Genomic DNA, 23,624 nt, shown 5'->3' with positions numbered 1-23,624 from the left:
TATTTTCTTTTATATGCTAAAATTAAGAAATTTATTTTATTAGGAGAAATTATGACAAATAGAACAATAACAATGTCATATGTGCTTAGGGATTTTAACTCTAAGTCTACTTTAGAACAGAGCCCACAACCGATTAAATTTATAACTGGTCTTGGGCAAATTATGCCAAAATTAGAAGAAGAGGTTCTTGCTTTAAGCGATGGTGATAAAAAAATTATTACTATTTTAGCAAAAGATGCAGCTGGTGAGTATGATGCTTCGGCTATTAAATCTATTCCAAAAGAGGAATTTGCAGGTATAGATTTAAAAGAAGGTATGGAGCTCTTTGGCGAAGGCGAAAATGGTCAAACTGTAAGAGTTGTAGTAAAAGCTATTGGAGATGATGAGGTTATGGTTGATTTTAATCATCCTTTTGCAGGAATGGATTTAGAATTTGATATTGAAGTTATTGAAAATAGACAAGCAAATGAAAATGAGGTAAAAACTGGTATGCCTGATGGTGTTGTGCATAGTTGTGGATGTGGTGATCACGATGATGATCATGAGTGTTGTGGTGGCCACCATCATGATGAAGATCATGAATGTTGTGGCGGCAATGGATGTGGGTGCCACTGATGAAGTATGCTTTTATTTTTCCAGGTCAGGGCTCTCAAAGTCCTGGCATGGGAAAGGATATGTATGATAACTTTACTCAATCAAGAGAGATTTTAGATAGAGCAAGTGATTTTTGTAAGATAGATTTTAAAACACTGCTTTTTATTAAAAATGACAATCTTGGAATTTCAAAATTTACCCAACCTGCTGTTGTTTTAAACTCTTTTATGTGCTACCTTGCTGTGGAAGAGAGCTTAAATTTAAAGCCAGAACTAACTCTTGGCCACTCTCTTGGGGAGTTTAGTGCTCTTGGTGTAAGTGGCGGTATAGATCTTCTTGATACTATAAAGCTAGTAAATAAGCGTGGTGAGCTTATGCAAAAAGCCTGTGAAGGTAAAAATGCCACTATGATGGTTGTATTAGGTCTTGAAGACTCAATTGTAGAAGAAATTTGCGAAAGCGCTAGAGAAGATGGCAAGCAAGTATGGGCTGCTAATTACAATAGCGATGGTCAAATAGTTGTAGCTGGAGTAAGAAGTGATCTTGAAAGTTTAGAAAAAACATTTAAAGATGCAGGTGCAAAAAGAGCCTTGGTTCTTGATATGAGTGTATCAAGTCACTGTCCGATGCTTAGCAGTGCAAGTGATGCACTTGTAGAAGAGTTAAAACCACTTCTTAGAGATAGTTTTAGCCCAGTTATATCAAATGTAACTTCAAAACCATACTCAACCAAAGACGAAGCTCTTACCTTGCTTAAGGATCAACTCGTAAAACCAGTTTTATATAAACAAAGCATTTTAAATATTGAACAAAACATTGACTGCTTTATTGAATTTGGAGCTACAACTTTAAAGGGTATAAATAAAAAGATTACAAATAAACCAACCTTTAGCATAACAGATGCAAAAAGCTTAGATGAGTTTATGAAATTTCACGAGGAGAACGCATGAAAATAGCAATTCTTGGTGCTATGCCAGAAGAGATTGAGCCATTTTTAGATGAATTTGAGTGCGAAAAGATAGATTATGCTAACAATAGCTTTTATATTACAAATTTTAAAAATCATGAATTAATCATAGCTTATTCTAAAATAGGCAAGGTAAACTCCACTCTTACAGCTACCATTATGATAGAGAAATTCAAAGCTCAGATTTTGCTTTTTACAGGAGTTGCGGGGGCTTTAAAAGAAGGACTTAAAATAGGCGATATACTCTATGCTACAAGCGTAGTCCAACACGATCTTGATATTACCGCCTTTGGACATCCGTATGGTTTCGTGCCAGGAAGTCCTATATTTGTAGAAACTGACAAAAAATTAAATGAAATAGCCCTTAAAACTGCTAAAAATTTAGGACTTAATATAACTCCAGGAATCATAGCAAGTGGTGATCAGTTTATAAACTCAAATGAAAAAAAAGAGTGGATAAAAACTACCTTTAACGCCAGTGCTGCTGAGATGGAAGGAGCTAGTGTGGGGCAAGTTTGCCATGCTTTAAATGTAGGGTATTTTCTAATGAGATCAATTAGTGATGAAGCTTGCGAAAGTGCTGAGTTTGACTTTGATGATTTTATGGTAGAAAGTGCTAAAAAAAGTGCTGAATTTATGCTAAAAATGATAGAAAATTTATAGGTTTTATGATAGAGATCAGCAAAAAACTTCTAAGAATAGTTGGTCAAACAAACGCAAGATATAAAATGTTTGAAGATGGCGATAAAATCGCTTTAGGCTTAAGTGGCGGTAAAGATAGTATGGTATTAGCTCACACGCTTAAGCATTTTAACTCTGTAAGCCCTTTAAAATGGGAATTTGAATGCGTTAGCATAAGTTATGGTATAGGTGAAAATTTCACATTAGTAACTAAAAATTTAGAAGCTCATGGCATAAAACACAGAGTCCTAGATACTAAAATTTTTGAAGTTGGTAGAGAAAAGATTAGGCAAAACTCAACTTTTTGTAGCTTTTGTAGCAGGATGCGAAGAGGGCATTTATATACTTATGCTCTTGAAAATGGCTTTAATAAGCTTGCTATTGCTCACCATTTTGATGATGCAGCAGAGAGTTTTTTTATGAATTTTATGTATAATGGTGCTTTGAGAACTCTAGCACCAAAATATACCGCTCAAAATGGTCTAGTAATTATTCGTCCACTTATTTTAGCTAGAGAGAGGCAAATTAGAGATTGTGCTATTAAAAATCAAATTCCACTTATGAATGAAGAAGATAGTTGTCCTGCTAAAACATATGGCGGTAAAGAGCCTGTTGCAAGAGCTTCCACAAAAGAGCTTTTGGCTAAATTTGAAGACGAAAATCCTAAATTTTTCAAAAGCCTAATGGCATCTTTTGAAAATATCCACCTTGATACATTTTTATAAGCCAAGTGTTAAAATTTGATACAAACTATCAACTTCAAAGTCTTCTAAATTTATAGTTGAAGCTAAATTTAAAAATTCTGAAATTTTAGAAATTTCAAAGCCAGTTTTGTTTAAACATCTCTCATGAGCAGGCAAAAAAGCCCTAGCTAAAGCCACTTTATCACCACTAATCTCCTCATCGCACAAAAAACAAAACTCTAAATTTGGAAGTCTTCCTTCAAATTCTAAAATTTTAACATAGCTTTCTAAAAAAAGCCTCTTTGGGTTTTGCAAATTTATCTTGTTTGCACACTCATCAAGAGTTTGAAAATATATGCTATCTACTTCGTTTAAGTCTTTTAGATGTGAATGCATTAGTCTTATAAATCCTTGCCAGTAAAGAAGTTTTTCTCTATCTAAAAGCCATGAATAGCCAAGATGCATAGTATTTACTAAGGTTGGTAAAAAATTTATACTTTCGTTTATTTCAAAGTCTATTTTATATCCTTGAGTTATTTTAGAGTGTCTTGCACCATAAAATCTATAAGTTTTTATCATGCTATTTGGTGTTAAAATTTCAACTATTAAATCTTCATCTTTAACTTTTGTGATTTTTAAAATGTATCCTTGCATTTTGTGATTATACAAAATTTTAGCTAAATTTAAAATTCTAATCTATACTATTTTGTCAGTTTAAAATTAAATTTTCGTTTTAAATTCTCAAAAACTAAGCAAAGATAAGGAAATTTTAGTTATAATGTAAAGATTTTATTTAAGGTGGTGAAATGAATTTCGGTGACATATTTTCAAAAATGAGGAGAAAGCAAGCTGATCCTAGTGAAGCACCAGCTCATTGGATCAAATGCCCAAACTGCCACGCTTTAATGTACTACAAAGAGGTTGAAGCGTCCTTTAATGTTTGCCCAAAATGCTCTCATCATATGAGGCTTTCAGGCTATGAAAGGATAGCAGTTTTAGTTGATGAAGATAGTTTTGTTGAGTATGATAACAACCTTGAACCAACAGATCCTATCAAATTCGTAGATAAAAAATCATACAAAAAAAGAATTAGTGAAGGTGAGAGCAAAACTGGTCGCCATAGCTCTGTGATTAGCGGCGAGGCTAAGATAGAAGGTGAGCCATTTCAGTTGGTTGTTTTTGAGTTTGGCTTTATGGGTGGATCTTTGGGTTCAGTTGAAGGCGAAAAGATCGTAAGAGCGATAAAAAGGTGTATCGCAAAGAGCCAGCCACTTGTTATAGTTAGTGCAAGTGGAGGAGCTAGAATGCAAGAAAGTACCTACTCTTTGATGCAGATGAGCAAAACAGCAGCTGCTATTGGTAGGTTGGCTGAGTATAAGCTTCCTTATATATCCATCTTAACAGATCCAACAATGGGTGGAGTAAGTGCATCTTTTGCGTGGCTAGGTGATTTAATAATAGCTGAACCAGGTGCGTTAATCGGCTTTGCTGGACAAAGAGTTATCAAGCAGACAATTGGAACTGATCTTCCTGAAGGTTTTCAAAGATCTGAATTTTTACTAGAACATGGACTTATTGATGCTATAGTTCCAAGAAATGAGCAAAAAAAATATATAAGTGATATGTTTAAGTTGCTTGGACCAAAGAAAAAAGATCTTGAGTCTTTTAAAGGCGAACTTATAGAGGATAAAAGCCAAGATAATCTTGTAGAGATTAATGAGAGTGCTCTTTTAGAAGAAAGAGAGTAGGTTTGGAAATTTCTGTGTACTCTATTGCTAAAAACAAGGACGGTTTTGGCATAGAAGAGTATATTAAAATGGCACAAAAATATGCCAAAATAGAAGATGTTATTTTGTTTAATAATAAAATAGCAAAAGCTCAAAGCATTAGCAAAGACGAAAGTCTTAGATGCTATGATGAAATTTACGCTTCAAGGATTAGCGGGTTTTGTATAGGACTTGATGAAAGAGGTAAGCTTTTTGATAGTCAAGAATTTGCAAAACTACTAGATAGTAAAGCTAAAATTTCGTTTTTCATAGGTGGGGCTTATGGTTTAAGCAGTGAGTTTAAGTCTAAAATGGATATGATTATCTCTCTTAGTAGTCTAACTCTTGCTCATAAGGTTGCCAAGCTTGTGTTATATGAGCAAATTTTTAGAGGACTTTGCATAAATGCGGGTCATCCATACCATAAATAAAGGACTAGGGTGAAACAAACAGAACTTGAGTTTTTCAAAAAACTTCTTGAAAATAGAAGGGTTGAAATTGTAAATAGTATAAAAAACTCAGCCTCAGAGATAAGTGAACTTATGCAAAGTGGGGCTGTAGATGAGTTTGATATGGCTAGTATTAGTACAGACTCAAATTTAGAGCAGTCTTTAAGTAGTAAGCAGAAATTTGAGCTTCACGAGATCGATGTAGCATTAGCAAAGATTAAAAACGGGTCATATGGGGTATGTGAGATGTGTGAAGATACTATAAACATGGCAAGGCTTAAAGCTAAGCCAACAGCAAGTCTTTGCATAGCTTGCAAGGAGATTTCAGAAAAAAACATATAAAAAAGGAAGTGTTATGAAGATAAAGCATTTTGTTGTTTACTCTCTTATCTATATAGGTTTGGTTGCTGCGGTAACTTTTATGGTAAATCCAAGTAGTTATGAGGTTGGGCTGATGGGCATAAGGGTTAGGCTTCCTGTAGCTATTTGGTTTGTTTTACCTCTACTTTTTATTGTGATTTTATCTATACTTCATGTTGGATATTATGGTTTAAAGACTGCAAGTGCTAGATATGCTATCAAAAATGATATGGAAATTTATGACACATATGCAAAAGAGATACTTTTAGGGGTTGAAAGTGATAAGAAATTTAAAACTTCGACATTTAAAACAGCTAATGAGGTCACAAAATATCTATCGCCATGGCATGAAAATGAGCCAAATTTACAAGACCCAGATATCACCGAAATTATAAATATTTTGAATTTAATAAATGCTGGCGAAGTTGTTGATTTAAAGAAATTTAAACTCAAATCAGATAATCCAGTAGTTCTTAAAAACGAACAAAACAAACTAAGAAAAAATCCAAGCTATGCTAGTGAAATTCTAAAAAATAGATCAAGCCTTGATAATGATTTGGAAAAAAGTGCTTATAAAGCAGTTCTTGAAAATGCAAAATATTTTGATATTAAAAAGTATGACTTTGAAAAGAGTAAGTTTGATATTAGACTTTTAGTTAGCAGATATGCAAATGATGAGAGCTTTGAGATGACAAAAGATGATCTTATAGTACTTCTTAGTTCGGCTGAATTTAGCGAAGCTGAGTATATAGATATGGCAAAAGAACTTACCACTAGACTTGAACCTGATACTTTGGTTGCTATATTTGATAGATTAAAAGATAAAAAGCAAGATGCTGGTGAAGCATACTTGTATTTGTTATATGAGTTTGGCATGATAGAAGAGCTTAGAGAGAAGCTTTTATACAGTGATGGCGAAGATCATGATAAATTTGAGACTCTTATTTTCTTAAGAGATCATGGCAAAAATGTTCCAGCTAGCTACTTCTTTTAATGATTGATTTCTCCATCAAACCTCTTGTTTTAGCCCCTTTGGCAGGATATTCTGACCTTCCTTTAAGGGGCGTTGTTAAGCGTTTTGGATGTGATCTTACAATATCTGAGATGATAAGTTCAAATGCCTTAGCTTACAGTGACAAAAAAACTCTTAAAATGTTAGAAAAAAATGAACTTGAAACACCTTTTATAGTTCAAATTTCAGGCAACAAACCCGATATTGTTAAAAAAGCAGTAGAGGTTTTAAACAGATATGATCACATTGATGGTATAGATTTAAATTGTGGCTGTCCTGCTAAAAAGGTAGTAGCACATGGATCTGGCTCAACTTTGCTTACAAATTTAGAGCTTTTAAAAGAGATCTTAGATACTATAAAACAGACTTCAAATAAACGCTATTTGTCAGCTAAAATTCGCCTTGGCTTTGATGAAAAAAATGGTATAAACATTGCTAGAGCAATAGAGAGTGTTGGGGTGGATTTTATCTCAGTTCACGGACGAACCAAAAAGCAAGGATATAGCGGAAATTCAGACTTTAAAGCCATAAAAGAGATAAAGCAAAGTGTTAAAATTCCAATTATTGCAAATGGAGATATAAATTCTAAAAATGCAAAAGAAGTCCTTAATTTTACTGGTGCTGATGGGCTTATGATAGGTAGGGCTAGTATTGGAAATCCTTGGGTATTTTATGAGATAAAAAGCTCTAAATCAGTATCAAAAGAGATAAAAAAAGAGATAATTCTTGCTCATTTTGATGAGATGATGAAATTTTATGGGCAAAAAGGCGTGGCTCTTTTTAGAAAACATGTCCACCAGTATGCTAAAGGCTATGAAAACGCAAGTGAGTTTAGAGACATAATAAACCGCATAGATGATACTCAAATCGCACGCTTAAAAATAGAAGAATTTTTTAGCCAAATTTAGTATAAATAGCTTTAAAATTTTCACTATTTTTTATTATTAGAGCTTTATTTTATGCTTAAAATTTTATATATTATATCCTAAATTTATTCTCTTAAACCTAGCTTTTACCGAATTTAAAGCAAAAATTAGCTATAATCAACCTTTATTTAATTAAGGAAATTTATGGAAAATAGCATTTTTGATGAAGATATAGAAGTAGTTGATGTAGAAGATTCGATTAAAACCAGCTATCTTGATTACTCGATGAGCGTTATTATAGGAAGGGCTTTACCTGATGCAAGAGATGGTTTAAAGCCTGTTCATAGACGAATTTTATATGCTATGAACGATCTTGGAGTTCGCTCAAACCAGCCTTACAAAAAATCAGCCCGTATTGTTGGAGATGTTATTGGTAAATACCATCCACATGGCGATATAGCAGTTTATGATGCATTGGTTCGTATGGCACAGCCTTTTTCTATGCGTGTTACAGCTATTGATGGGCAAGGAAACTTTGGCTCAGTTGATGGCGACGGTGCAGCTGCTATGCGTTATACTGAAGCTAGGATGACTATTTTGGCTGAAGAGTTACTTCGTGATCTTGATAAAGATACGGTGGATTTTACTCCAAATTATGATGGAAGTATGGTTGAACCAGATGTGCTTCCTGCAAGAGTTCCAAATTTGCTTTTAAATGGCTCAAGCGGAATTGCTGTTGGTATGGCTACAAATATTCCACCACATAGCCTTGATGAGCTAGTTGATGGAATTTTACTTCTTTTAGAAAAAAAGGACTCTAGTTTAGAAGAGCTTATGGTGCACATTAAAGGTCCTGATTTTCCAACAGGTGGAATTATCTTTGGTAAAAAGGGCATAATTGATGCTTACAAAACAGGCAGGGGTCGTATAAAACTAAGAGCAAAAACTCATATAGAAAAGCAAGGAAGTAAAGATATTATCGTAATTGATGAGCTTCCATATCAGGTTAATAAAGCAAATTTGATAATTAAAATTTCAGATCTTGTTAAAGCTAAAGAGATTGATGGTATCAGCGAAGTAAGAGATGAAAGCGATAGAGAAGGAACTAGGGTTGTAATCGAGCTAAAACGCGATGCGATGAGTGATATTGTATTAAATCATCTATTTAAATCCACAATGATGGAAGTAACCTTTGGCGTTATCATGCTTGCTATTGACAATAAAGAACCAAAGATTTTCAGCCTAATTGAGCTTTTAAATCTCTTTTTAAGCCATAGAAAAACAGTTATTATTCGTAGGACTATTTTTGAACTTCAAAAAGCAAGGTCAAGAGCTCACATTTTAGAAGGTTTAAAAATCGCTCTTGATAACATAGATGATGTTATAGCTTTGATTAGATCAAGTGCTGATACTCCAAGTGCTAGAGATGGGTTAATGAGTAAATTTGGCTTAAGTGAGCTTCAAGCAAATGCCATTCTTGATATGAGGCTAAATAAGCTTACTGGACTTGAAAGAGATAAGCTAGAAAATGAGCTAAGAGGGCTTTTAAAAGAGATAGAAAATTTAGAAAATATCCTAAAAAGCGAAGACCTAATAGAAGGAATCATAAAAGATGAGCTTTTAGAGGTAAAGGCTAAATTTAAATGCCCAAGAATTACTGAGATAGTAGATGATTATGATGATATAGATATTGAGGATTTAATCCCAAATGAAAATATGGTCGTTACCATAACTCACCGTGGATATATCAAAAGAGTTCCAAGCAAAACTTACGAAAAACAAAAGCGTGGCGGTAAAGGAAAAGTGGCAATCACCACATATGATGATGATTTTATCGAGCGTTTCTTTACTTGTGATACTCACGATACGCTTATGTTTATAACTGATCGTGGTCAGCTTTACTGGCTAAAAGTTTATAAAATTCCAGAAGGAAGCCGTACCGCAAAAGGTAAAGCTGTAGTAAATTTAATAGAACTACAGCCTGATGAGAAAATAATGGCTATCATTCCAACAACTGATTTTGATGAGAGTAAGTCTTTGGCATTTTTCACAAAAGAAGGAATTGTAAAAAGGACAAAACTAAGCGAATACTCAAATATCAGAAGCGTTGGTATAAAAGCTATAAATTTAGATGAAAATGATGAGGTTGTAACAGCTCTTATTATTGATAATCCTACGCCAACTGATGAGTTAAATGATGAAAATTTAGATGAAGAATTTGATGAAGCAGCAGAAGTTACATCAGATGGACAGATGCTTTTAGTTGTTACTAAAAAAGGAATGTGCATTAAATTTAATGTAAGCGATGCAAGAGAGATCGGCAGAGTAAGTCGTGGTGTAACAGCTCTTAAATTTAAAGAAGAAAACGATTATGTAATAGGCGCAGCCGTACTTCAAAGTGATGATCAAGAAATTTTAAGCGTAGCAGAAAAAGGCATCGGTAAGAGAACCCAGGCTAGTGAATACCGCTTGCAACGCCGTGGTGGAAAAGGTGTTATTTGTATGAAATTAACACCTAGAACTGGGGATTTAGTAGGTGTAGTTATCGTTGATGATGAGATGGATTTGATGGCTTTAACAACAAGTGGAAAAATGATAAGAGTTGATATGCAAAGCATTAGAAAAGCTGGGCGAAATACAAGTGGAGTTAAGGTTGTAAATGTCGATGGCGAAGAGGTGGTAAATATCGCTATTTGCCCAAAATTAGAAGAAGAAGACGATGAGTCTATGTTAGATATAGGAGAAAGCGATGAGTAGATCATATAATATCGCCATTGTTGGTGCAACAGGAGCAGTTGGTGAAGAAATTTTGCTTATTTTAGAAGAGCTTAAATTTCCTTTTAAAGATATCCTACCACTTGCTAGTAAAAATAGCGCTGGAAAATTTGTAGAGTGTTGTGGCAAAGAGTATAAAGTTCAAGAATTAACTGGGAGTGTTTTTGATGAAAACGAGATAGATATAGCGTTTTTTTGTGCTGGTGGAAGTATATCTGAGAGATTTGCACCTTATGCTGTAGAAAGTGGTGCTGTTGTCATAGACAACACAAGCAACTTTAGAATGGATCCAGAAATTCCACTAGTTGTTCCAGAGTGTAATCCACAAGATATTAAAATGTGGAAAAACAAAGGAATAATCGCTAACCCAAACTGCTCAACCATACAAATGGTTCAAATTTTAAAGCCACTTGATAGTGTTTTTGGCATAGAAAGAGTCGATGTTAGCACATATCAAGCTACAAGCGGAGCGGGCAAAAGCGGTATGGAAGAGTTGGTTCATCAGATGCAAGAATTCTTTGCATTTAAGCTTGATGAGTGTGAACCTAAGAAATTTCCTCATCAAATAGCTTTAAATTTATTTCCTCATATTGATGTGTTTTTAGAAAATGACTATACAAAAGAGGAGATGAAGATGGTAAATGAGACTCGCAAAATTCTTCATCATGGCATCGAAGTCTCTGCTACTTGCGTTAGAGTTCCAATTCTTAGAAGTCATAGCGAAGCAATTACGATAAGATTTAAAGATGAAATTGATGCGCAAAAAGCAAAAGATGTTTTAGCAAATGCACCAAGTGTGGTTTTGGTTGATGATGTTAGTAACAATGTCTATCCAATGCCTATAATTGCGACAAATAAAAACGAGACCTTTGTAGGAAGAGTTAGAAAAGATAACTTTGATCCGCGAATTCTTCATCTTTTTTGTGCAGCTGACCAAATCCGCGTAGGAGCGGCGACAAATGCAGTTAGAATCGCACTTAAATGGATAGAACAAAACCAATAAGATATGAAATTCTCATTCCAGCAGGAAATCCAACAGCTCTTGTTTGGGATGAGAATTTTAATCTCTTAGAAAAACAAAATATAAACGATGAAATTTTAGCTAAACACAGCTTTGTAGAACAAGTTGGTTTTATAAAGCCCAGTAAATTTAAGCTTACTATGGCAGGTGGCGAAGTATGTGTAAATGCCCTTAGATCGGCTGCATTTTGTTTGATGAATGAGCTAAATTTAGATTTTGTTGATATTAATATGAATGGTGAAATTTATAGTTGTGGGCGCGATGAAAATGGTATTTTTGTAAAGGCTAAATTTTCTAAAAATTTTGAAATTTCTCATCTTGATGATTTAAACACTTTAGTAAATTTAGGCGACATTATCCACATTGTAAATTTTAAAAATCTAGAGTTTAATAACGGTGATGAGTATAAAAATTTTGCATTTTTAGAGCTTAAAAGGCGAAATTTGTTGGATTTGAAAGCAAGTGGTTTTATAAATTGCACTTGTAAAAACGATCAAATTCTTATAAGGCCAGTTGTTTTTGTTAGAGATATTAAGACTTTATTTTATGAGAGTGCTTGTGGGAGTGGAAGTATAGCTACGGCTTTGAGTCTAAATTTAAGGGGCTATTTTTTGGATAAATACACTATCACTCAGCCTAGCGGTAAAGATTTAGTAGTTGAAATTTTTAAAAACGCTCAAGAATTTTTGGGCTTTAAAATTAGCGGAGATGTTAAAAATGCTAGAAAAACTTTTTGAAAAAATACTTTGGAAAAGTAGATATATAACGATTTTGCCTGTGATATTTGGGCTAATAGGTGCAGTTTTGTGTTTTGTCATAGCAAGTTATGATGTGCTTAAAGTTATGTTTGGCGTGTGGGATTATTTAGCAAATGGACAAAAGAGTTTTGATCTTCACACAGATGCAGTTGGTGTGATAGTTGGAGCGATCGATCTTTATCTTATGGCGTTAGTTCTTTTTATATTTAGTTTTGGGATTTACGAGCTTTTTATCTCAGAAATAGAGCCGATTAAGGAGGCAAAAAATTCTCAAGTCCTAGAAGTAAAAAGCCTTGATCAACTAAAAGATAAGATAGGAAAAGTTATAGTTATGGTTTTGATAGTTAACTTTTTTCAAAGAGTTTTACATGCAAATTTTACAACCCCGCTTGAAATGACATATCTTGCTTTATCTATTTTAGCACTATGTGTTGGGCTGTATTTCTTACACGGAAGCCATGAAAAAGGTTAAAATTAGTACTAAATTTAACCAAAATATTTTGATAATATTTTAGAAAATTTAAAAGTATTTAAGCTATTTTAAATTTATTAGTGGGTCTAGTTTTACAGTCTAAATTTGTCTTTTACCTTAAATTTAGGACTTTAGGGTATTATTATATGAAAATTTTAAAGGATGAAAATGATTTTTGTAGATGCATGTTTTGGCAAAAAAACTCCATACACTCCAGTGTGGATGATGAGGCAAGCAGGGCGATATCTGCCTGAGTATAGAGCTGTTAGAGAAAGTGCTGGGGGCTTTATAGGGCTTTGTAAGGATTACAAAAAAGCAAGTGAAGTTACTATTCAGCCAGTTGATATTTTAGGTGTGGATGCTGCTATTTTGTTTAGTGATATCTTGGTTTTACCGATGGAAATGGGACTAGAGCTTGAATTTGTAGCTGGAAAAGGACCTGTTTTTCATAATCCTGTTTTAACAAAAGAAGATATTAAAAGACTTGATGTTAAAAGTGCAGTCAAAAATCTAAGCTATGTCTATGATACAGTTAAGCTAACTCGTGATAATCTTAAAAAAGATAAAGCTTTGATAGGCTTTGCTGGTGCTCCTTGGACAGTGGCTACATATATGATAGAAGGTGGCTCAACAAAATCATATAATATCTGTAAAAAGATGCTTTATACACAACCAGAACTGCTTCATGAGATTTTAGCTAAAGTTACAGAAGGTACTAAGTTATATCTTGAAAATCAGATAAAAGCTGGAGTAAACGCAGTTCAAATTTTTGATAGCTGGGCAGGAGCACTTGAAAGGGATGTGTATTTGCAGTTTGGCTGGAGATATATCCTAGAAATAGCTGATTATATCAAGGCAAAATACCCTGAAATTCCAGTTATAGCATTTCCTAAAGGAATTGGTTCATACCTTGATAGTATAGGTGGAAATTTTGATGTATTTGGCGTAAGCTGGGATACACCTATTAGAATGGCAAGAAATAAACTAAGCGATAGATACACACTTCAAGGAAATATGGAGCCTTGTAGACTTTATAGTAAAGAGACAATAAAATCAAGCGTTACAAAGATCTTAAATATAATGGATGGCTATCCACATATCTTTAACTTAGGACATGGAATTTTACCTGATGTTCCTGTTGAAAATGCTAAGTATTTTATAAAGCTAGTTCAGGAGATGTCAGCTAGATAAGAGCTGTAGCCTATTTGAAATAAACTAAGGGTATCATAGTAGAAATTCAGTCTCAAAAGATTAAAAATGATACTAAATAAAAAAGATATCATCAGAGAAGATGGACAAGATACACAGTTTCGCTCCATCTTTATCTCTGATATTCACTTAGGCACAAAGTACGCAAAAGGGGATGAGCTTTTAGAGTTTTTTCGCTACACAACTAGCCAAAATTTATATCTTGTAGGAGATATTATAGATGGCTGGGCGATAAGAAGAAAGGTAAGTTGGGCACAAAATCAGTCCGATGTGATCCAAAAAATTCTAAGAAAAGCTAGAAAAGGCACAAATGTGTACTATTTGGTGGGAAATCACGATGAGTTTTTAAGGGGGTTTTTGCCACTTAGTTTGGGTCATTCCATGCAAGTTGTAGATGAGCTTGAGTATATCTCGCTAAAAGGCGATAGATATCTTGTCATACATGGAGATTTTTTTGATGATATCACGGTTAATAAAAAGTGGCTTGCCTTGCTTAGCGATAGGGTTTATAGTTGGCTTTTAGGCATAAGCGAAACCTTTACTAAGATTCGCAGATACCTTGGCATAAGAAGCACTTGGTCGCTATCTCAAGCTATAGAAGATAATGTTAAAAAGTCCATTAAATATATAGAAAATTTTGAGATAGTTCTCTCAGCTCACGCAAAAAGATATGAGTATTATGGCGTGATTTGTGGGCATATTCACCGTCCTGCTATAAGAGAGATCGATGGTATAAAATACCTAAATACAGGCGATTGGGTGGAAAACTGTACTGCTATAGTTGAGACTATGGAAGGGGAGTTTAGGTTAGTTAAGTGGGAGTAGGATGGATATAAGTTTGGCTTTATCAGGAGGTGCTTCAAGAGGGGCATTTCATCTTGGAGTTTTAGATAAATTTGACGAGTTAGGCGTTAGTATTAAGGCTATGAGTGGGGCAAGTATAGGCTCATTTGTGGCTGTAGCTTACGCTAGTGGTTTAAGCCCAAAAGATATTTTAAACATCATAAAAAGCAAGGAATTTAAAAAGCTCTTTGCTTTAAATTTTAGTTTTAAAAGCTTTGTTAAAGTCGATGAGAGTTCAGACATCATCCAAAATTTTACTAAATTTAAGCGTCTTGAAGATCTTCCAACACCTGTTATAATCTCAGCAACTGATCTAAAAAGTAACGAAGTTATCTACTTTGAAAGTGGTGATGTGGTTAAGATTGTTCTTGGAAGTTGTGCGATAGTTCCGATGTTTAAGGCCATTGAGTATGATAAATATCAGTTGGTTGATGGATGTTTTGTGGATAATCTTCCAGCAAAACCACTAGCTAAATTTGGCTATCCTATCGTAGCAGTTGATCTTCAGCCTTTAGAACAGATAGAAAAAGTTGGTATTCTTAGTTCAACTAGAAGGGCTTTACAGATCGCTTTAACACCATCAAAAAAGAAGCTTCAAAAAAATACAATTTATATAACTGATGAAAATTTAGCTAAATTTAGCCTTTTTAGTTTTAAAAAATTTGATGAAATGTTTGAAATGGGAAGAGAGGCTATAAATAACGAAATTTTAGACAAGATAAGAGAGTGGAAATGTTAAGTATATTTGATTTAGATAAAACTTTGATAAGTGGCGATAGTTATGATTTGTGGCATGAATTTTTAGTTGAGAAGGGTATTTTAGGGGTTGATTACACTACTAAAAATAACAAAATGATAGAGCTTTATAACAAAGGCGAACTTGATATGGATGAGTATATAAAGTTTTCTGAAATTTCGCTTAGTGCTTTAAGCTTAGATGAAATTTCAGCTCTTATGCCTGAGTTTTTAACTCTTAAAATTTCTCCAATTATCCGTAAAAATGCTGAAATTTGGTTAAATCAGAGTAGGGACTCTCAAATTATCATCTCAGCAACTCCTGAGTATATAGTAAAGCCAGTAGCGGCTTTGCTCGGTGTAAAGCATGCTATTGGCATAAAGCTAAAAGTAAAAAACAACCACTACATAGGTGAGTATTATAAGCCACTTAGCTATCAAGATGGCAAGGTAAAATGTCTTAAAATTTGGCTAGATGAGCATAAAATTTCACCAAAAAAGATGAGATTTTATACCGATAGTATAAATGACTTGCCACTTTGTGAGTTTGTAGATAGCGTGGTTTGCGTAAGTCCAGATCCAAAACTTCGCAAAATAGCTCAAGAAAAAGGCTGGGAGATAGTTGAGTAAAATTTGATAATGGCAAGCTTTAAAGCCAAATAAAATTTTAGCTACTAAGATATCTCTATTTTACTTAAAAATTTCTCCTGTTTTGTCGTTGGAAGTCCTAAATTTTTAGCTATTTGGATTGATCTATTGATTGAGTCTAAAAAGCTAGAATCTTTTAAAAGATACTTTAAAACAGCACTGAAAAAGAGCTGATCAGCAAGAAATTCTTCATCTATTTTACCCACTAAATTTATAGCCATCTCATTTAACGCTAATGAATCTTTTAAATTTCCACTATCAAAAAGAAAATTTGAGATACTTTTTAAAATCCCAGCTTTTTGTAGCTTCAATGCATCACTATTTTCAAGTTTTAAAGCCTCATCTATAAATTTTAAAGATTTTTCAAATTCATCTCTTTTTAAATTTAAAAACGCCAAATTTGAGTAGCTTTGAGCTAGTTCTTCACGCCAAATTTCAGGGTTTTTACTAAAACCTTCAAGGCAAATTTCATGAAATTTATTGTCCCAAATTTCAGCATTTTTAAGATCTTTCATAGCAAAATAAACTGAGCCTATCTCGCTAATACTCATAGCATACTCAAAGCTATTTTTATCTAAATTTGGCAAAACTTCTAAATAAATATCAAGAGCTTTTTTAAACTCTTTTTGTTCTACAAAATCTCTTGCTTTTTTTAATCTATCTAAACTCACAGACATTTCCTACAGCTTGAATGCAAGGTATTGCTGAAATAGAGTTGTTTGGTGAGCCATCTATTATCTTATCTGAGTAGGTTAGATAGATCAGTGTTTTTGAAGCTTGATCAAAAAACCTAACAACTTGAGTTTTTTTGAAAAGTAGCGAGCTTTTTTTCTTAAAAATGCTCTCTTTATCTTTGCTGATATCTTCTTTTATGATGATTTTTTCAGCAGTTTGTACACATGAAACCGAAGCATCGCTTTTATCTTCTTCTACGCCAAATATCTCGCCAGTTCCGCCTTTTTTAGCATAAGCTAAGTAGCAAGTAATGCCATCAATTTTAGGGTCTTTTACTGAGATGATTTCAATTCTGTCATTTTTACCAAGTAGTTTAAATGCTGTATTTACAGAGCCAATAAGCGTAGTTTCATCGCTATTTGCGTAAGCAAAAACGCCTAAAAACATTAAAACAAACATAATTTTTCTCATAATTTATCCTTTTAAAATTTGCTAAATTCTATCCATAAAGTGTAAATTCTTAAAGCTTTAAGCTAAATTTTGCTAAAATTATGCTCCGAAAGGAACTTTAATGACTTACAAACATAAAGACTTATTAGGACTTAGAGAGCTTAGCAAAGATGAAATTTTGTATTTTTTAGACTCTGCTGTTAAATTTAAAGAGCTAAATTTAAAAAGTGTTAAAAAAAGTGACGCTTTAAGGGGCAAAACCGTTATAAATGCCTTTTTTGAAAATTCAACTAGAACTCGCATATCTTTTGAAACTGCTGCAAAACGCCTTGGAGCGGATGCTATAAATTTTAGTGCTTCACAAAGTAGTACAAAAAAAGGTGAGACTTTAATAGATACTATTCACAATATGGAAGCGATGAAAACTGATATATTTGTCGTTCGCCACGAGTGTTCAGGTAGTGCTAAATTTATAGCTGATAACTCAGATGCTTCTATTGTAAACGCAGGCGATGGTCTAGGTGAACACCCAACACAAGGCCTACTTGATCTTTTTACTATACGCGAACATAAAGGCAAACTCGAAGGGCTAAATGTAGCTATTATAGGCGACATTGAACATAGCCGTGTGGCAAGAAGTGATATTTTTGCGATGAAAAAATTTGGCATAAATGTTAAACTTTTTGGTCCAGCGATGATGATGCCTAATAGAGCTGATGTTTTTGAGTGTGAAATAGCTAAAAACATGGAAGATGCAGTTAGAGATAGTGACGCTATCATAATGCTAAGAGTCCAGCTAGAACGACAAGGATTATCAACGCCTTTTCCAAGTAACCGCGAATATAGTAAGTTTTTTGGGCTAAATAAAAAACGCCTTGAGCTAGCAAACTATCCACTTGTCATGCACCCAGGTCCGATAAATAGAGGCGTTGAGTTAAATTCTGATGTAGCTGATGGCAAATGTAGCTTAGTGCTAAATCAAGTAGAAAACGGCGTAGCTATTAGAATGGCAGTTTTAGATATCTTAAATAAAAACAGGGAAAATTTATGAAAATTTTGATAAAAAATGGACTAATTGTAAATAGCGATGCAAAATTTAAAGGAGATGTTTTTATAAGTGGCGATAAAATCGTAGCCGTTGGGGAGAATTTAGAGGCTAAATTTGACGCAAAAGATGCTAAAATCATCGACGCTAAGGATAAAATCGTAATGCCAGGATTTATTGATATGCATGTGCATTTTAGAGATCCTGGATTTGAGTATAAAGATGATATCGTAAGTGGGTCTAAAACCGCCGTAGCAGGGGGCGTGACAACTGCTATGCCAATGGCAAATACAAATCCAGTAAATGATAATGCTGCTATAACTAGAGATATGATAGCTAAAGCTAAATCCTGTGGGCTTATTGACTTGTTTCCAATCGGAGCGATAACAAAAGGGCTAAAGGGTGGTGGAATCACTGAAATGGGCGATATGATAGAAGCTGGTGCGGTTGCTTTTAGCGATGATGGACTTCCTGTTTGTTCAAGCGATGTTATGCGCGCAGCTTTAGAGTATACAAAACAGTTTGGTTCGTTTGTGATAAGTCATTGTGAAGATTGTTCGTGTTGCCGTTCAGGTGTGATGCATGAAGGAAAGGTTTCAGCACTTTTGGGGCTAAAGGGTATGCCACGAGAAAAAGAAGAGATTATGGTAGGTCGTGATATGCTTTTAGCAAAGCTTACAGGGGGACATATCCATATAGCTCATGTTAGTTCTGAGTACTCTTTGAAGATGATAAAAAGAGCAAAAGAAGATGGCATAAATGTAACTTGTGAAGTAACTCCACACCATTTTAGCTTTACTGATGAGAATTTGATGGATTATAATACTAATTTTAAAATGTCACCACCATTAAGAGAAAATAGCGACAAGCTAGCTATCAGAAAGGCTTTAGCTTCTGGGCTAATAGACGTAATAGCAACGGATCACGCACCACATCATATAGATGATAAATTTGTGGAATTTGATAAAGCTGCGTTTGGAATTTTAGGACTTCAAACACTTGTGCCTTTAGCTTTAAAACTTGTAGAAGATAATGTTATTAGCTTAGAGCGTATGAGCCTACTTACTTCCAAAAATCCAGCTAAAATTTTAAATCTTAGCGATAAGGGTCAAATTTCTAAGGATTTTCTAGCTGACATTGTGATAATTGATCCAAATTTAGAGTATGTTTACGATGAAAATTTAAATCAATCAAAGTCAACTAACTCGCCGCTATTTGGCAAAAAGCTAAAAGGAGCAGCAGTTGTTACAATAAAAAGTGGCAGAGTTGTTTGGGAATTTCCAAACATTGTGGGTTAAGCCTTCAAGGCTTAACCAAATATTGAGTATATGTCATCTAGTAAGAAATATTTTGGCTCAGCAGTTCCTTTATAGAAAGGATTTAGTTGGTTGTCAAATGAATTTTTAAAATAACCCTCTTTGCTAAGCTCTATTAATTCGTTATTTACAAATTTCAAAAGCTCTTGATTTCCTTTTGCAACTGCTCCAGCTAAGAAGTCAGCACTTCCTAGATTCTTGATATTGACTTCAACATCTATATCAAGTATTGGAAATGCTAAGACAATCACATTATCATTTGCATAAGCATCTCCATCACCAGACTTTAGCATTCTATATCCTTCAGCTGATGTTTGACAAACTTTGGTTTGATACCCTTTTTTCTTAAAGAAATTTTCAGCAGTTGTTCCTGTTTCTACTATTATTGTTTTTCCATTTAAGTCACTAAGTCCTTTTACGCTATCTCCTTTTCTTGTCAAAACTCCGATGTTTACAGAAAAATATGGCATTGAAAAATCAACCAACTTTGCTCTATCATCAGTCACTGTTAAAGATGCAATTAGTAAATCAACTTTATTTTCTTCAAGATATGGGATTCTTTGGTCTGCATCTTCAATAATAACAAGCTCAACTTGACCTGAAGTATTATTTTTCTTAAATAGATCGCTACCTATGCGGTTTGCGAAATCAACCTCAAAGCCAACTGGAATCCCATCTTTCATAGAGCTAAATGGGGGTTGGTCTGTTGTAAGTCCTATCCTAATTACACCTTTATCTAAAATTTGCTCTAAGCTATCAGCAAAAACAGCTGAAACAGCCAACATGATAAAAAGAAACACTTTTTTCATATAAAATCCTTTAAAATTAAATTAAATATTAATTATTATACAACAAATCTATAAACTTAAGAATAATATTTTTATTTACATAAGATATTTTTTTATTTTTTACTACTTAAATTTTGCTTAAATTTAAAAAACCACTTGACAAAGTATAAAATTTAAGCTATACTTCTATTTCTTTTTTTAAAAGATATTATGTGTTCCGGATTGGCTCAGCGGTAGAGTAGTCGGCTGTTAACCGATTGGTCGTTGGTTCGAATCCAACATCCGGAGCCATTATTACAAAATTTCACTTTCAAATCTCCATTTTTAGGACATTTTGGCAATTTTAAGTTTCATAAAAAATCTATTTTTCCCCTTCATTTCCCCTTTGTTTTTATCTGAATTATAATGTATTGTGTATTTCTATAAATCATTTTAAGCAGCCATATTTTAAATTCACTCATAAAAATTTGGGTTTTTGAATGAAAGAGGAATTTTTTAAATATACCATAAGAGTTTTATTGAAAAAGATAAATTTTCATATTATTAAAAAATAATCACACTTGCTGGGCGAGGATACTATTTGTCCGACAAGTCAGACAAATAACCTCGTTAGGAGAAAGTTTCCCCTAAGACCCCTTTATTTAAAAAATAGTTTTAGTTTTAAAATGTTTTTAATAAAAAACGATTTTTATCAAAAATTTCATAAACAAATAATACTTTTTTACTTACTAAATAAACATAAAATAAAATAGATTTTTAAGATTTTTATATATAAAACTTTTATCTGAAATAATGTAATTATGTATTCATCTTGTAGTAAAATTTGCTTTTGATAAAAAATAAAAAGCGTAAATTAAATACTGGGTCTAAGCTAGCATTATGATATAATAATGCTTATGAAACAACCAAACAATGGTACTTTAAGCACTTATAAAAAGAAAAAAATAACTAAGTATTTTATTTTAGATATAAACTGGGTTACTACAAGCAAATTATTAGCTATTATATAGAAATACAATAAATAGATATTTTAATATTTTTAGACAAGCTATATATGAGTATCAAATGGAAAAATTTGATAATCTAATAGGACATATAGAACTAGATGAAAGCTACTTTTTACTTCACTAAAGCTTGTAACTGCAAGCAGAAGGTCCTACTAGAAAAAATAAAACTAAACTAAAAAGAGGTGGGGGAACTATAAAGCAACCTGTATTTGGAATATTTTTAAGAGATGGCAAAGTAAATACTTTTAAATAGTATCAGATGTTAAAAAAGCTACACTACAAGGCATTATAAGACGTAAAATAGATCCTAAAAGTATAATCTATACTGATGGTTGGCGTGGATATGATAAAGAGTTAATCATGGTAAGAATAAGTTTGCACTAGAAGGGTATATACATATAAATGATACTCTTAGTTTTTGGGGTTTTACTAAAAGAAGACTTGCTAAATTTAATGGTGTAAAAGTAAATTTTGAACTACACTTCCTAGTAGTGCAGTATCTTTACGAGCATAGCGAAGTAAAAAAGAGTGTGAATTTAGATGGAGAAAGGATGAAAAATTAATTGACATAATATACTTATAAATCTATTGAAAAAGAAAGGGTTGCTAGTCTAGAGCCATACATATTATCTAAACGGAAGTGAGCTTAAAGTTACTCACGATGAATCGCAAGAAAGTATAACTATAAATAACTTTAGTTAAGAAGAAAAATATTTAGGCATAACTCTTGAAAATAAAGTTGGTCTAAGAATAAAAGATTGGTTTGCGTCTAAGTCAGTGAAGTCTCCAGTTAATAATCCAGCAAAACCCATTATCTCTTCAAATTTCTCATCTTCACTATCATCTTGCTTTTTAGGAAAATCCTCTTTAAATACTGTGAAATTTATTTTCAAATTTGACATAAATTCTTTTAAAACATCCATTTTATCATTAGGTACTGCAACTAATGTGTATTTCATACTAACTCCTTTATCTTGCTAATTATAGCATATTTCACTCTACTGCTCCTATACATCCAGCTCCTTGATTTGCTAGTATATCAGCCCTTATTAATTTAGCTTCACTTTCTAGTTTGTAATCAGTTAGTTCTATTATGTTTTGCAGGGTTTTAATGGTTGAATCAAGTGCTTCTAATTTACTTTTTTCTCCACTTTTTTGTAAGCGTTTGATATTAGCTTCATTTTTCTTTGACTCATTTACTAGCTCTTTTAAGATATTTTCAGTCTCATCTTTGTTTTCTAAAAAAGCTAATAAATCAGCAATTTCTTTTTCATACTCTAATTTAGCTTGTCTTTTTTCTAGGATAACTCTTTCAAGCTGAGCTTTACTAGAATCTAGCTCGCTATCTTTTCTAAATCCATCAAACAAACTCCAAGTAAAATTTATCCCAACTCTATATCCATGTTTTTTCATATCACTTATTGATCCGCCAAAGTTATCTCTATCTTGACCATAAAAGTCATATCTAGCATATAAAGATATAGTTGGATATTTAGAACGTTCATTTGAAGTAATGCTATATTTAGCAGACATTTCCTGTGCTTCAAGAGATTTTGATTTATAAGTGTTTTCAAATTTAATAAATTTTGGATATGTATAACTTACATTAAAACTTTTTGGAAGGTTAGACTCTACTAAATTTAAGTTTGATAAGGCTGATAGATGATTTAGTATAACTCTAAGTTCGGTTTTTGATTTTAGTATTTGAGAATTTAAATTTACAAGGTCTAGTTTTTTGTTAGTTGTAGATATTTTATCTAACTCTCCAGCTTCATTTAATCTTATGGAGTAACTGCTAATTAGCTCATTTATAACCTTAAGACTCTCATAAATTTCAATTCTATTTTTTAAAGTTAAAGCTCTATGATAGGCATTAAGTACTTCAAGAGATAACTCAATACCTTTTACACAAACTTCATAATTTTTACTCTTAACTCCTTCTTTGGCTGCCTCTATAGCATAACTATCACTTCCAAATTTATATATATCATAACTTAAAATTAAAGATACTGAGTTTTGAAAGTCATTGTTACTAGATAAATTATCATTTCCAACATAAACTGACCCAGCATAATCATCATAAGTTTTAGAATATCCTGTATTAGCACTTATATAAAAGTTTGGATAATTTGTGCTTTTTCTAGCTTTTAACTGGGCTTTACTAGCTTTAACATCACTTTTAGCTATATCAATTACTACAGAGTTTTTAAGTGCTGTATGAAGTATGTAAAAGAAACTATATTCATCATTATTTGGTTTTTTATTAGCTGTGGCTAAATTTACAAGAAGTATAAGTATTAAAAGCTTTTTCATCTTTTATCCTTTAAAGTCTTACTAAAAGAGCTAATAGTGTTTATAGCTTTTAACTTAATAAGCATTAGCTTATTTACTAAATTTATTAGACTGTTTTTAAGGATTATTGCATTAAATAATCTAAATAAATTATTAAACATAGCTATATTTTTACTTTTAAATTTATACTTAAATTTACATTTAAATTTATA

General features: G+C 32.8%; 25 protein-coding genes and 1 tRNA gene. 20 read left to right on the top strand and 6 right to left on the bottom strand.

Annotated features, from left to right (window positions below):
* Positions 1-51: 51 nt before the first annotated feature.
* The 4 genes from CCORG_RS07030 to CCORG_RS07015 are packed head-to-tail and all read left to right on the top strand — an operon-like array spanning position 52 to position 2,967.
* Entirely contained in the window at positions 52-615 is a 564-nt protein-coding gene (locus tag CCORG_RS07030) for an FKBP-type peptidyl-prolyl cis-trans isomerase (protein WP_025802879.1), read from the top strand.
* A complete protein-coding gene (gene fabD, locus CCORG_RS07025; RefSeq protein ID WP_025802881.1) occupies positions 615-1,544 on the top strand; it encodes an ACP S-malonyltransferase in 930 nt (309 codons plus the stop codon). Before CCORG_RS07030 ends, fabD begins: the two co-directional genes overlap by 1 nt.
* Positions 1,541-2,224: a 5'-methylthioadenosine/adenosylhomocysteine nucleosidase gene (locus tag CCORG_RS07020; protein ID WP_025802882.1), complete on the top strand. Its 684-nt coding sequence runs from the start codon at positions 1,541-1,543 to the stop codon at positions 2,222-2,224. The genes fabD and CCORG_RS07020 overlap by 4 nt, the downstream gene beginning before the upstream one ends.
* 5 nt (positions 2,225-2,229) lie before the next feature.
* Positions 2,230-2,967 carry a tRNA 2-thiocytidine biosynthesis TtcA family protein gene (locus CCORG_RS07015; RefSeq protein ID WP_025802883.1) on the top strand — a complete coding sequence of 246 codons (738 nt, stop codon included), beginning with the start codon at positions 2,230-2,232 and terminating at the stop codon, positions 2,965-2,967.
* Here CCORG_RS07015 and recO read toward each other — a convergent pair.
* A complete protein-coding gene (gene recO / locus CCORG_RS07010) occupies positions 2,962-3,579 on the bottom strand; it encodes a recombination protein RecO (RefSeq protein WP_025802884.1) in 618 nt (205 codons plus the stop codon). The genes CCORG_RS07015 and recO overlap by 6 nt on opposite strands.
* A 152-nt stretch (positions 3,580-3,731) precedes the next feature.
* On the opposite strand from recO, the gene accD reads away from it, so the two are divergent.
* The 13 genes from accD to CCORG_RS06945 all read left to right on the top strand — a co-directional run bounded on the left by accD (position 3,732) and on the right by CCORG_RS06945 (position 15,821).
* On the top strand, positions 3,732-4,673 hold the full coding sequence (accD, locus tag CCORG_RS07005; protein ID WP_025802885.1) for an acetyl-CoA carboxylase, carboxyltransferase subunit beta: 942 nt from the start codon (positions 3,732-3,734) through the stop codon (positions 4,671-4,673).
* A 2-nt stretch (positions 4,674-4,675) separates the two neighbouring features.
* Positions 4,676-5,122: a 23S rRNA (pseudouridine(1915)-N(3))-methyltransferase RlmH gene (locus CCORG_RS07000; RefSeq protein WP_025802886.1), complete on the top strand. Its 447-nt coding sequence runs from the start codon at positions 4,676-4,678 to the stop codon at positions 5,120-5,122.
* Positions 5,123-5,131: 9 nt separating this feature from the next.
* Positions 5,132-5,482: an RNA polymerase-binding protein DksA gene (gene dksA, locus CCORG_RS06995; RefSeq protein WP_025802887.1), complete on the top strand. Its 351-nt coding sequence runs from the start codon at positions 5,132-5,134 to the stop codon at positions 5,480-5,482.
* 13 nt (positions 5,483-5,495) lie between these two features.
* Positions 5,496-6,494 carry a hypothetical protein gene (locus CCORG_RS06990; RefSeq protein WP_025802888.1) on the top strand — a complete coding sequence of 333 codons (999 nt, stop codon included), beginning with the start codon at positions 5,496-5,498 and terminating at the stop codon, positions 6,492-6,494.
* Positions 6,494-7,420, top strand: a complete 927-nt coding sequence (locus CCORG_RS06985; protein WP_025802889.1) for a tRNA dihydrouridine synthase — start codon at positions 6,494-6,496, stop codon at positions 7,418-7,420. Before CCORG_RS06990 ends, CCORG_RS06985 begins: the two co-directional genes overlap by 1 nt.
* Positions 7,421-7,582: 162 nt before the next feature.
* Positions 7,583-10,135, top strand: a complete 2,553-nt coding sequence (gyrA, locus tag CCORG_RS06980; RefSeq protein ID WP_025802890.1) for a DNA gyrase subunit A — start codon at positions 7,583-7,585, stop codon at positions 10,133-10,135.
* On the top strand, positions 10,128-11,156 hold the full coding sequence (locus CCORG_RS06975; protein ID WP_025802891.1) for an aspartate-semialdehyde dehydrogenase: 1,029 nt from the start codon (positions 10,128-10,130) through the stop codon (positions 11,154-11,156). Before gyrA ends, CCORG_RS06975 begins: the two co-directional genes overlap by 8 nt.
* Positions 11,135-11,911 carry a histidine racemase CntK family protein gene (locus tag CCORG_RS06970; RefSeq protein ID WP_025802892.1) on the top strand — a complete coding sequence of 259 codons (777 nt, stop codon included), beginning with the start codon at positions 11,135-11,137 and terminating at the stop codon, positions 11,909-11,911. The genes CCORG_RS06975 and CCORG_RS06970 overlap by 22 nt, the downstream gene beginning before the upstream one ends.
* Positions 11,892-12,404 carry a YqhA family protein gene (locus tag CCORG_RS06965; protein WP_025802893.1) on the top strand — a complete coding sequence of 171 codons (513 nt, stop codon included), beginning with the start codon at positions 11,892-11,894 and terminating at the stop codon, positions 12,402-12,404. The genes CCORG_RS06970 and CCORG_RS06965 overlap by 20 nt, the downstream gene beginning before the upstream one ends.
* Before the next feature lie 168 nt (positions 12,405-12,572).
* Positions 12,573-13,595, top strand: coding sequence for a uroporphyrinogen decarboxylase (gene hemE, locus CCORG_RS06960; protein WP_025802894.1), 1,023 nt, complete (start codon positions 12,573-12,575; stop codon positions 13,593-13,595).
* Positions 13,596-13,661: 66 nt separating this feature from the next.
* Positions 13,662-14,438 carry a UDP-2,3-diacylglucosamine diphosphatase gene (locus CCORG_RS06955; protein ID WP_025802895.1) on the top strand — a complete coding sequence of 259 codons (777 nt, stop codon included), beginning with the start codon at positions 13,662-13,664 and terminating at the stop codon, positions 14,436-14,438.
* A gap of 1 nt (position 14,439) precedes the next feature.
* Positions 14,440-15,195: a patatin-like phospholipase family protein gene (locus CCORG_RS06950; RefSeq protein ID WP_025802896.1), complete on the top strand. Its 756-nt coding sequence runs from the start codon at positions 14,440-14,442 to the stop codon at positions 15,193-15,195.
* Positions 15,189-15,821, top strand: coding sequence for an HAD family hydrolase (locus tag CCORG_RS06945; RefSeq protein ID WP_025802897.1), 633 nt, complete (start codon positions 15,189-15,191; stop codon positions 15,819-15,821). Before CCORG_RS06950 ends, CCORG_RS06945 begins: the two co-directional genes overlap by 7 nt.
* Before the next feature lie 44 nt (positions 15,822-15,865).
* On the opposite strand, the gene CCORG_RS06940 is transcribed toward CCORG_RS06945, so the two are convergent.
* Both CCORG_RS06940 and CCORG_RS06935 read right to left on the bottom strand, forming a co-directional pair.
* Positions 15,866-16,510, bottom strand: a complete 645-nt coding sequence (locus CCORG_RS06940) for a tetratricopeptide repeat protein (protein ID WP_025802898.1) — start codon at positions 16,508-16,510, stop codon at positions 15,866-15,868.
* Positions 16,497-16,985: a CreA family protein gene (locus CCORG_RS06935; protein ID WP_025802899.1), complete on the bottom strand. Its 489-nt coding sequence runs from the start codon at positions 16,983-16,985 to the stop codon at positions 16,497-16,499. The genes CCORG_RS06940 and CCORG_RS06935 overlap by 14 nt, the downstream gene beginning before the upstream one ends.
* Positions 16,986-17,085: 100 nt before the next feature.
* Between CCORG_RS06935 and CCORG_RS06930 the strand changes: the two genes are divergently transcribed.
* Complete coding sequence (locus CCORG_RS06930) at positions 17,086-18,015, top strand: aspartate carbamoyltransferase catalytic subunit (RefSeq protein WP_025802900.1); 930 nt, start codon at positions 17,086-17,088, stop codon at positions 18,013-18,015.
* Positions 18,012-19,307 (top strand): dihydroorotase, encoded by a 1,296-nt coding sequence (locus tag CCORG_RS06925; protein ID WP_025802901.1) that lies wholly within the window; start codon positions 18,012-18,014, stop codon positions 19,305-19,307. The genes CCORG_RS06930 and CCORG_RS06925 overlap by 4 nt, the downstream gene beginning before the upstream one ends.
* An 11-nt stretch (positions 19,308-19,318) precedes the next feature.
* Here CCORG_RS06925 and CCORG_RS06920 read toward each other — a convergent pair whose 3' ends face one another.
* Positions 19,319-20,134 carry a transporter substrate-binding domain-containing protein gene (locus tag CCORG_RS06920; protein ID WP_025802902.1) on the bottom strand — a complete coding sequence of 272 codons (816 nt, stop codon included), beginning with the start codon at positions 20,132-20,134 and terminating at the stop codon, positions 19,319-19,321.
* A gap of 195 nt (positions 20,135-20,329) precedes the next feature.
* Here CCORG_RS06920 and CCORG_RS06915 point away from each other — a divergent pair.
* A tRNA-Asn gene (locus CCORG_RS06915) sits at positions 20,330-20,404 on the top strand.
* 1,414 nt (positions 20,405-21,818) lie between these two features.
* Here the strand turns inward: CCORG_RS06915 and CCORG_RS06905 are convergent.
* Positions 21,819-22,079 carry a hypothetical protein gene (locus CCORG_RS06905; protein ID WP_025802903.1) on the bottom strand — a complete coding sequence of 87 codons (261 nt, stop codon included), beginning with the start codon at positions 22,077-22,079 and terminating at the stop codon, positions 21,819-21,821.
* Positions 22,080-22,113: 34 nt separating this feature from the next.
* The gene (locus tag CCORG_RS06900) at positions 22,114-23,433 is read right to left on the bottom strand and encodes a TolC family protein (protein ID WP_025802904.1); all 1,320 of its coding nucleotides are present in this window, start codon (positions 23,431-23,433) and stop codon (positions 22,114-22,116) included.
* Positions 23,434-23,624: the final 191 nt, after the last annotated feature.

Origin of the sequence: Campylobacter corcagiensis, assembly GCF_013201645.1 — a bacterium.
GTDB lineage: Bacteria > Campylobacterota > Campylobacteria > Campylobacterales > Campylobacteraceae > Campylobacter_B > Campylobacter_B corcagiensis.
This window is presented reverse-complemented; position numbering and strand designations above follow the sequence as displayed.

What these genes read in the sequence shown, in the direction of transcription:
- CCORG_RS06935 (WP_025802899.1), bottom strand. Translation starts at nt 16,985, where the DNA reads ATGAGAAAAATTATGTTTGTTTTAATGTTTTTAGGCGTTTTTGCTTAC.
- hemE (WP_025802894.1), top strand. Translation starts at nt 12,573, where the DNA reads ATGATTTTTGTAGATGCATGTTTTGGCAAAAAAACTCCATACACTCCA.
- CCORG_RS06990 (WP_025802888.1), top strand. Translation starts at nt 5,496, where the DNA reads ATGAAGATAAAGCATTTTGTTGTTTACTCTCTTATCTATATAGGTTTG.
- CCORG_RS06905 (WP_025802903.1), bottom strand. Translation starts at nt 22,079, where the DNA reads ATGAAATACACATTAGTTGCAGTACCTAATGATAAAATGGATGTTTTA.
- CCORG_RS06965 (WP_025802893.1), top strand. Translation starts at nt 11,892, where the DNA reads ATGCTAGAAAAACTTTTTGAAAAAATACTTTGGAAAAGTAGATATATA.
- CCORG_RS06955 (WP_025802895.1), top strand. Translation starts at nt 13,662, where the DNA reads ATGATACTAAATAAAAAAGATATCATCAGAGAAGATGGACAAGATACA.
- CCORG_RS07015 (WP_025802883.1), top strand. Translation starts at nt 2,230, where the DNA reads ATGATAGAGATCAGCAAAAAACTTCTAAGAATAGTTGGTCAAACAAAC.
- recO (WP_025802884.1), bottom strand. Translation starts at nt 3,579, where the DNA reads ATGCAAGGATACATTTTAAAAATCACAAAAGTTAAAGATGAAGATTTA.
- CCORG_RS06945 (WP_025802897.1), top strand. Translation starts at nt 15,189, where the DNA reads ATGTTAAGTATATTTGATTTAGATAAAACTTTGATAAGTGGCGATAGT.
- accD (WP_025802885.1), top strand. Translation starts at nt 3,732, where the DNA reads ATGAATTTCGGTGACATATTTTCAAAAATGAGGAGAAAGCAAGCTGAT.
- CCORG_RS07030 (WP_025802879.1), top strand. Translation starts at nt 52, where the DNA reads ATGACAAATAGAACAATAACAATGTCATATGTGCTTAGGGATTTTAAC.
- CCORG_RS06925 (WP_025802901.1), top strand. Translation starts at nt 18,012, where the DNA reads ATGAAAATTTTGATAAAAAATGGACTAATTGTAAATAGCGATGCAAAA.
- CCORG_RS06975 (WP_025802891.1), top strand. Translation starts at nt 10,128, where the DNA reads ATGAGTAGATCATATAATATCGCCATTGTTGGTGCAACAGGAGCAGTT.
- gyrA (WP_025802890.1), top strand. Translation starts at nt 7,583, where the DNA reads ATGGAAAATAGCATTTTTGATGAAGATATAGAAGTAGTTGATGTAGAA.
- fabD (WP_025802881.1), top strand. Translation starts at nt 615, where the DNA reads ATGAAGTATGCTTTTATTTTTCCAGGTCAGGGCTCTCAAAGTCCTGGC.
- CCORG_RS06950 (WP_025802896.1), top strand. Translation starts at nt 14,440, where the DNA reads ATGGATATAAGTTTGGCTTTATCAGGAGGTGCTTCAAGAGGGGCATTT.
- CCORG_RS06920 (WP_025802902.1), bottom strand. Translation starts at nt 20,134, where the DNA reads ATGAAAAAAGTGTTTCTTTTTATCATGTTGGCTGTTTCAGCTGTTTTT.
- CCORG_RS07020 (WP_025802882.1), top strand. Translation starts at nt 1,541, where the DNA reads ATGAAAATAGCAATTCTTGGTGCTATGCCAGAAGAGATTGAGCCATTT.
- CCORG_RS06970 (WP_025802892.1), top strand. Translation starts at nt 11,135, where the DNA reads ATGGATAGAACAAAACCAATAAGATATGAAATTCTCATTCCAGCAGGA.
- CCORG_RS06930 (WP_025802900.1), top strand. Translation starts at nt 17,086, where the DNA reads ATGACTTACAAACATAAAGACTTATTAGGACTTAGAGAGCTTAGCAAA.
- CCORG_RS06900 (WP_025802904.1), bottom strand. Translation starts at nt 23,433, where the DNA reads ATGAAAAAGCTTTTAATACTTATACTTCTTGTAAATTTAGCCACAGCT.
- CCORG_RS06985 (WP_025802889.1), top strand. Translation starts at nt 6,494, where the DNA reads ATGATTGATTTCTCCATCAAACCTCTTGTTTTAGCCCCTTTGGCAGGA.